This window comes from Desulfobacter sp. UBA2225 (genome assembly GCF_002348205.1).
Lineage (GTDB): Bacteria > Desulfobacterota > Desulfobacteria > Desulfobacterales > Desulfobacteraceae > Desulfobacter > Desulfobacter postgatei.
On sequence record NZ_DDYV01000030.1, the window covers coordinates 20,860 to 28,508 of the forward strand.

The following is a 7,649-nucleotide window of genomic DNA, read 5'->3' on the forward strand; positions in this document are numbered from 1 at the left end:
ATTAGACCTGGCAGCGGAAAATATTTTTCGCCTGTTAAATTGAAACACACGGCTTATTCAGTTCTTCGAGAATTTGCTTGATAACATCATCTGCCTTATCAATGCATACCTGGCAAGTACCCACACGCCTGTGGCCGCCGCCGCCATGTTTAAGCATCAAAGAGCCCACATCAACTCCGGCGGTGTCGTTGATAATACTGTAACCGCAGGTGATCACGATATTCCGGCGCTGGAAGCCCCACATAATCTGCACGGAAATATTAGCCTCGGGAAACAGGCTGTATAAGAGAAACCGGTTGCCTGTATAGATTTCATCCTGCTCCCTTAAGTCAAGGAGGACAACATTTCCTTCCACCCGGCTGTTGTCAAGGAGCATCCGACGGAAGAGCTTGTCCTGTTCAAAGTACCGCACGGTTCGTTCCTTGATATCCGGAATCTCAAGGATTTCCTTATCACTCTTGTTCCGGCAGTAATCAATCATATCCATCATCAAAGCGTAATTGCTGATGCGGTAATCCTTGTAACGCCCCAGACCGGTACGGGGATCCATAATAAAAGACAAAAGAACCCAGCCCTCGGGATTGAGAAGTTCCTCTCTTGTAAACCGGGCAGCATCTGCTTTATCAATGGCACGGACCAGTTCATCAAGATGCTGGTTCTTAAAATATCTCAACCCTCCATAATACTCGTAAATAACCCGGGATGTGCTTGGCGCCGAAGGTTCACAGTTCCCTTCAAAATTGCCGAATACCTTGCGTTCCTGTTCGCTGGAGTGGTGATCAAACCAGATACCGCAACAAGGAACGAAAGGAATGTTTGCCAAAATATCGTCGCAAGTTATTTCAATTCTGCCGTCCTGAATATCCTTGGGGTGGACGAATTTAATCTCATCAATGATTCCTTTTTCTTTGAGAATGGCCGCACAGCCAAGGCCATCAAAATCGGATCGGGTAACCAGTCTCATGATGATCTCCTTATTGTTTTGTTACGAATATTTATAAGATTAATATAATGATAATGATTCTGGTATATTAGCACAAAACCCACAGAAATCTCAATCATTTTGACATCCGGACGCTAAAAGACAAAAAGCGCTATCCCAGTTCCCGTCCTATTCCGTGATATTCAAAACCGGCTTCTTTGATTTCGTCAGGGTCATACTGATTTCTACCGTCAAAAATCACCCGTTCTTTCATCAGGGATGCCATCTTTTTAAAATCCGGCTGTCTGAAGGCCTTCCACTCCGTAACCAGAATACATGCATCCGCGCTGTCCAGGGCTGAATACTGGTCTTGGGCAAAACAGATCTTCTCCTGCTCCTGTGCCGGAATCTCCTTTCGGGCCTGGTCCATGGCCACGGGGTCATAAACATTAACCCGGGCACCTGCATCCAAAAGGGCTTTAATCAATACACGGGAGGAGGCTTCGCGCATATCATCGGTGCCGGGTTTAAAGGCCAGCCCCCAAATGCCGAATGTGCGCCCGGTCAAATCCTGTCCGAATCTATTAATCACCTTGTTTGCCAGCACCTGTTTTTGAAGATTATTTCTTTCCTCCACCGCCTCCAGAACCATGGGAACAAACCCCGCATCCTTACCAGTTTTCACAAGGGCTTTGACATCCTTGGGAAAACATGATCCGCCGTATCCGCAGCCCGGGTAAATAAATGAATACCCGATACGCGAATCTGAACCGATCCCCTTGCGCACGTTCTCCACATCCACACCCAACCGTTCGCACAGATTGGCAATCTCATTCATGAATGAAATCTTTGTGGCCAGCATGGAGTTGGCCGCATATTTCGTCATTTCAGCATCTTTAACATTCATGAACAACATTTTGTCCCGGTTTCTTGAAAAAGGTGCGTACAGCCTGCGCATCAACTTTGCAGCCCGATGGGAATCTGCGCCCACAATAATCCGGTCCGGCTTGAGGAAATCATTAACAGCCGCTCCCTCTTTAAGAAACTCGGGATTGGATACCACGTCAAATTCAATGGCTGCACCCCGGGTCTCAAGTTCTTTACTGACCTGTGCCCTGACTTTGTCTGCCGTTCCCACGGGTACCGTGGATTTATCCACAATCACGGCGTAATCTTCAATAACCGATCCGATCTGCCGCGCCACTTGCAGCACATACTGCAGATCAGCAGAGCCATCCTGCCCCGGCGGCGTGCCCACGGCAATGAAAAACACATTGCAATCCTTTGCGGCCTGGGCCAGAGAGGTGGTAAAATTCAGCGTGCCTTCCTTATAATTATTAAGGACTATCGACTCAAGTCCCGGTTCATAAATGGGAAGAATCCCTTTTTTCAAGTTATCTATTTTTTCTTTGTCAATATCCACACAAGTGACATGACTTCCCATTTCAGAAAAACATGCACCTGTGACAAGGCCTACATATCCGGTTCCGATAATTGTTAATTTCATTTATTTAGTGATACCTTTCATTATATTGCCCAAACGGCCCCCATGATTTACGGCCTTAGACAAATTGAATCGAGATGAATTGAATATTGTCAGACAATGGATCTGAAACTTTTGTAATGGTAATTAATTCATTTTATAAATTGCTTGTCAACTCAATTTCTTTCTGATAGGGAAAAATAGAAGTGATATTTCCGGCGTTATGTAAAAAAACACATAAATTACTTGTTCGCATTTGTTATTCGGATGACATCGTATTTTTTTTAACAGGCTGATTTAAGAAAAATTACAATTGAAATTTTGGAGGATCTGTTATGAGTAAAAAAGTTGGCGTATTATTAGCAGGGTGTGGCGTATACGACGGCTCTGAAATTCATGAAGCTGTGTTGACAATGCTCTATTTGGATCAAGCCGATGCAGATATTATTTGTATGGCACCGAACATGGAACAATATCATGTCATTGATCATTTATCAGGGACGGAAGCATCCGAAAAAAGAAATGTGTTGGTAGAATCTGCACGGATAGCCCGCGGAAAGATTAAGGACTTAAAAGAGGTTCAAGCAAGCGATATGGATGCCCTCATCATACCAGGTGGTTTTGGTGCTGCCAAAAATTTAAGTGATTTTGCAATTAATAATATTAAGGCTAAGGTTCACCCGGAAGTTCAGCGAATTATAACGGATATGATTAATGGCAAAAAGCCTGTCGGTGCCATTTGTATTGCTCCGGCGACGTTAACGAAGGCAATTGCCGACAAACATCCTGAAGTCACCATTGGAAATGATCTGGGAACCGCAGACGCGATCGAGAAAATGGGCGGCAAGCATGTGGCATGCGCTGTTGATCAGATACATGTAGACCGGAAGAGAAAAATTGTAACAACGCCGGCATATATGCTTGGGCCAAATATTAAAAACGTTGCCATGGGAATTGAAAAATTAGTCACTGAGGTCTTGGCCATGATATAATCCGTATTTTATATATCCCTTAATTGACAAGGCTGTGGGCCGGTTGTATTTTAGCTTTTATTATGAATGAACATAAAAAAATACAGTTAAAAGACTACCGGCCCTTTGCATTCATTGTCGACCATGTTGACCTGATCTTTAACATCCGGGACGACCACACCCGGGTGACATCCAAACTTAAAATGAGAAAAGATCCGGCCTGGGCAGATGAAACAACTCCTTTGGTACTGAACAAGGGAAAGTTTGACATTATTTCCGTGCTTGCCGGCGACATGGTACTTTTGCCCGGTGAGTACAAAAGCGACGATGAAACCTTTACCCTTGCAGCCACCCCGGATGTTTTCGAGCTTGAAATCGCGAACATCCTTAACCCCGATGAAAATACGGCTTTAGAAGGATTATACCGTTCGGGCAGCATTTTATGCACCCAGTGCGAAGCCCAGGGATTCCGCAACATCACGCCCTACCCTGACCGGCCCGATGTGATGGCACCGTTTTCCTGTACTATTGTGGCCGATAAGACCCGCTACCCGATTCTGTTATCCAACGGAAACCCTGTGAAATCCGGAGACCTTGACGACAACCGTCACTTTGCCGTCTGGGAAGATCCCTTTAAAAAGCCCTGTTACCTTTTTGCCCTGGTGGCAGGGGATCTTGCCGTGTTGGAGGACCTGTTCACAACATCATCGGGCAGGGACGTGGCGCTTAAAATCTATTCTGAAAAAGAGAATATCGCCCTTTGCAGCCACGCCATGACATCCCTGAAACAGGCCATGGCATGGGATGAAAAACGGTTTGGCCGGGAATATGATCTGGACCTGTACCAAATTGTGGCCATCAACGATTTTAATGCCGGGGCCATGGAAAACAAGGGGTTGAACATATTTAACGCCAAATATGTGCTGGCTGACCCGCAAACAGCCACGGACGACGATTTCATGGGCATTCAGGGCGTTATTGCACACGAATATTTCCACAACTGGACCGGCAACCGGATCACCCTGAAAAACTGGTTCCAGCTCAGCCTTAAGGAAGGTCTCACTGTTTTCCGGGACCAGGAATTTTCATCGGACATGAACTCACGGCCGGTGAAGCGCATCATTGATGTAAAAAACCTTATGGTGGCACAATTTCCCGAAGACAGCGGCCCCATGACCCACCCGGTACGACCGGACTCATACATCAAAATGGACAACTTTTATACCATGACCGTGTATGAAAAAGGTGCAGAAGTGATCCGCATGATCTATCAACTCATAGGTCAGGATCTGTTTAGACAGGGCATGGATCTCTATTTTGAAAAATTTGACGGCATGGCCGTAACCCTTGAGGATTTTGTTGGTGTCATGGAAACGGTGTCCGGCCGCAACCTGGATCAATTTTTCCTGTGGTACACCCAGTCCGGGACACCGGAAATATCCATGACCCGTCAATATAATGATAATACAGGGAGCCTCTCCTTAACCTTTACCCAGTCCACATCCCCGGACAGGAATCAATCCGAAAAAAAACCCTTTCACATACCCGTCCGGATCTCTTTGATCAACAGAGCCGGGGAAACTGTCAAACAAGAGGCGCTGTATGAGCTGACACAGGAAACCCACACCTTTAAATTTGAAAATGTATCTGCTGATATCTACCCTTCCGTATTCAGGGAATTTACCGCCCCTGTCCGTCTGAGCACGGATTTTTCTGATCAAGACCTTGCCTTTCTCATGGCCCGGGATACTGATCCTTTTAATCAATGGCGTGCCGCCCAGACCCTGTTCATCAATGAGATAAAAAATCTGGTGACAGCCATCCAGACCGGCAGGGCCATGACCGTATCTTCCGGTCTTATACAGGCCTTTTCCCTGGCCCTGGAAGACCGGAAAAAAGACCGGGCATTTCTTTCCAAGGCCCTTGCCCTGCCCCTGGAAACAGAAATCAAGGATCATTTTGAGATCATAGATGTAGAGGCCATTCACCAGGCAAGGACCTTTTTGAAACAAACCCTGGCCAAAAACCTGGAATCAGAATTAAAAACCGTATATGAAATCTGCCAGTCCGCAACCCCGGATGATATTTCTGGCGCGGCCATGGCGGACAGAAGCCTTAAAAACCTTTGCCTTACCTATCTTGGCTGCATGCCGGACAAAGGAAACCAGGCCCTTGTGCTCAAACAATTTGAAAACGCCGGCAACATGACGGATGAGTTTGCCGCCTTCAAAATTTTAAGCCACATGACTCCGGAAATGCGGGACAGCGCATGTCAGGCGTTTTATAACAAATGGCAGGCCCGGACCCTGGTGATCGACAAATGGTTTTCCGTCCAGGCCCAGTCCAGGCTTAAGGACACGTTAGATCAGGTAAAGGAACTGACAACCCACAAAAATTTTACCATGGCCAACCCCAACAAGGTCCGGGCGCTCATATTTGCCTTTGCCATGAACAATCCCATGCATTTTCACAGGGCTGACGGAAAGGGGTATGAATTTGTGGCAGAACGCATTCTGGCGTTGGATAAAATCAACCACCAGACAGCCGCACGGCTTTGCGCATGTTTCAACTTGTGGAAACGGTATGATGAGAACAGACGAATTTTGATGAAAAGGCAACTTGAAACCATGGCAGGACAAAAAACGTTGTCCAAAAATTTATATGAAATCGTATCCCGGGCCTTAGAGTAATCCGGCGGTATAAAAAAGATAGCCCCGCAGTGAAAACTGCGGGGACCCCTTATCAGGCATAGTATTCCTTATACCACTCCACAAAATTCCGTATTCCCTGCTTTACAGAGGTTTCAGGCTTAAACCCGGTATCGGCAATAAGATCATCCACATCAGCCCAGGTGGCGGGCACATCGCCTGCCTGCATGGGCAGATAGTCAATTTTTGCTTTTTTGCCCAGGGCATCTTCAATGGCATGGACAAAATCCATCAACGGCACAGGTTCGTTATTCCCAATATTGTAAATCCTGTACGGTACACAAGAGCGTGAAGGAACCGGGCTTTTACCGCTCCATGCCGGATCAGGCCCAGGGATATTGTGCATCACCCGGACCACCCCTTCCACAATATCATCAATATAGGTAAAATCGCGCTGCATCTCACCGTTGTTAAACACCTTGATGGGCTGGCCGGCTAACATGGCTTTGGTAAAAAGAAACAACGCCATATCGGGCCTGCCCCAGGGACCGTACACCGTAAAAAACCGCAACCCTGTTACCGGCAGATTATACAGGTAACTGTAAGAATGGGCCATGAGCTCATTGGCTTTTTTGGAAGCCGCATACAGGCTGACCGGGTGATCCACATTATGGCGAACCGAAAAAGGCATGTGGGTGTTCAGCCCATACACCGAACTTGAAGAGGCAAACACAAGGTGCTTGACCCCGCCATGGCGGCAGCCTTCAAGAATATTGCCAAACCCCACCAAATTGGAATCCACATAGGAGGCCGGATTTTTAAGGCTGTACCGCACCCCTGCCTGGGCCGCCAGATTCACCACACAGTCAAAGGCATTTTCCTCAAACAGCTTGGCCATGTCGGGCCGGTCCGCAAGATCCAGAAGAATAAATGTAAAATCCGGATACCCGGACAAGCGCGCCAGCCGGTTTTTTTTCAGGTTCACATCATAATAATCGTTGAGATTATCAATCCCCCATACACGATGACCGTCATTCAACAGCCGCAAAGCAAGCGCAGACCCGATAAACCCGGCTGCACCGGTGATCAATATGTTCATGTCCAGTCCTTTAAATTAAAATATGGAATCAGGAAAACTGCTATTCTGTTTTTCCATGTTCTGTGCCCGGTTGGCCCGGATAAACTTGCAAAGTTAATAAACGACCATGTCCTGACGGACACAACAAGCAATGAAAGTTGTGAGTATTGAGTATTGAGAAAACAGCTTGTTTTAAATCTCACTACTCAATACTCACAACTCACAACTTTAATATAAAACTTCTACAATTTATGTGTTGTATCATGATCAGGCCTACATGACAAATCAAGGTGTCCAGTTAAAAAAAACAAAAATTACGGGGTTCTCTGATAGACATTTATTCAAGTCGATGATAGGAATTAACCAGAGTTCAATCTCTGCTTTATCTTGATTTTTGTTTTTGTGCCAACTGGAAGAAATCGGTGTGACCATTCATTTTTCATAGCTGTAAGGCCATATATTTATGAAAAATGAAAACAGAAGTACAAATTATAAAATAAATAGACAGAATCTCCCTATCACCATATTGGCCCATTCTGCCTATTTC

General features: G+C 46.0%; 5 protein-coding genes. 2 read left to right on the forward strand and 3 right to left on the reverse strand.

Features of this window, described 5'->3' with window-relative positions:
* Positions 1–34: 34 nt before the first annotated feature.
* Both B3D59_RS01315 and B3D59_RS01320 read right to left on the reverse strand, forming a co-directional pair.
* Positions 35–964 carry an exopolyphosphatase gene (locus B3D59_RS01315; protein WP_286817274.1) on the reverse strand — a complete coding sequence of 310 codons (930 nt, stop codon included), beginning with the start codon at positions 962–964 and terminating at the stop codon, positions 35–37.
* Between the two features lie 130 nt (positions 965–1,094).
* Positions 1,095–2,429 (reverse strand): UDP-glucose dehydrogenase family protein, encoded by a 1,335-nt coding sequence (locus B3D59_RS01320; protein WP_286817275.1) that lies wholly within the window; start codon positions 2,427–2,429, stop codon positions 1,095–1,097.
* Between the two features lie 311 nt (positions 2,430–2,740).
* Here B3D59_RS01320 and elbB point away from each other — a divergent pair, with 311 nt between their 5' ends.
* Together elbB and pepN are read left to right on the forward strand one after the other, a co-directional pair.
* Complete coding sequence (elbB, locus tag B3D59_RS01325) at positions 2,741–3,397, forward strand: isoprenoid biosynthesis glyoxalase ElbB (protein WP_004074081.1); 657 nt, start codon at positions 2,741–2,743, stop codon at positions 3,395–3,397.
* A 62-nt stretch (positions 3,398–3,459) separates the two neighbouring features.
* Complete coding sequence (gene pepN / locus B3D59_RS01330; protein ID WP_286817276.1) at positions 3,460–6,066, forward strand: aminopeptidase N; 2,607 nt, start codon at positions 3,460–3,462, stop codon at positions 6,064–6,066.
* A 52-nt stretch (positions 6,067–6,118) separates the two neighbouring features.
* Here pepN and B3D59_RS01335 read toward each other — a convergent pair whose 3' ends face one another.
* Positions 6,119–7,123, reverse strand: coding sequence for an NAD-dependent epimerase (locus B3D59_RS01335; protein WP_286817277.1), 1,005 nt, complete (start codon positions 7,121–7,123; stop codon positions 6,119–6,121).
* Positions 7,124–7,649 lie beyond the last annotated feature (526 nt).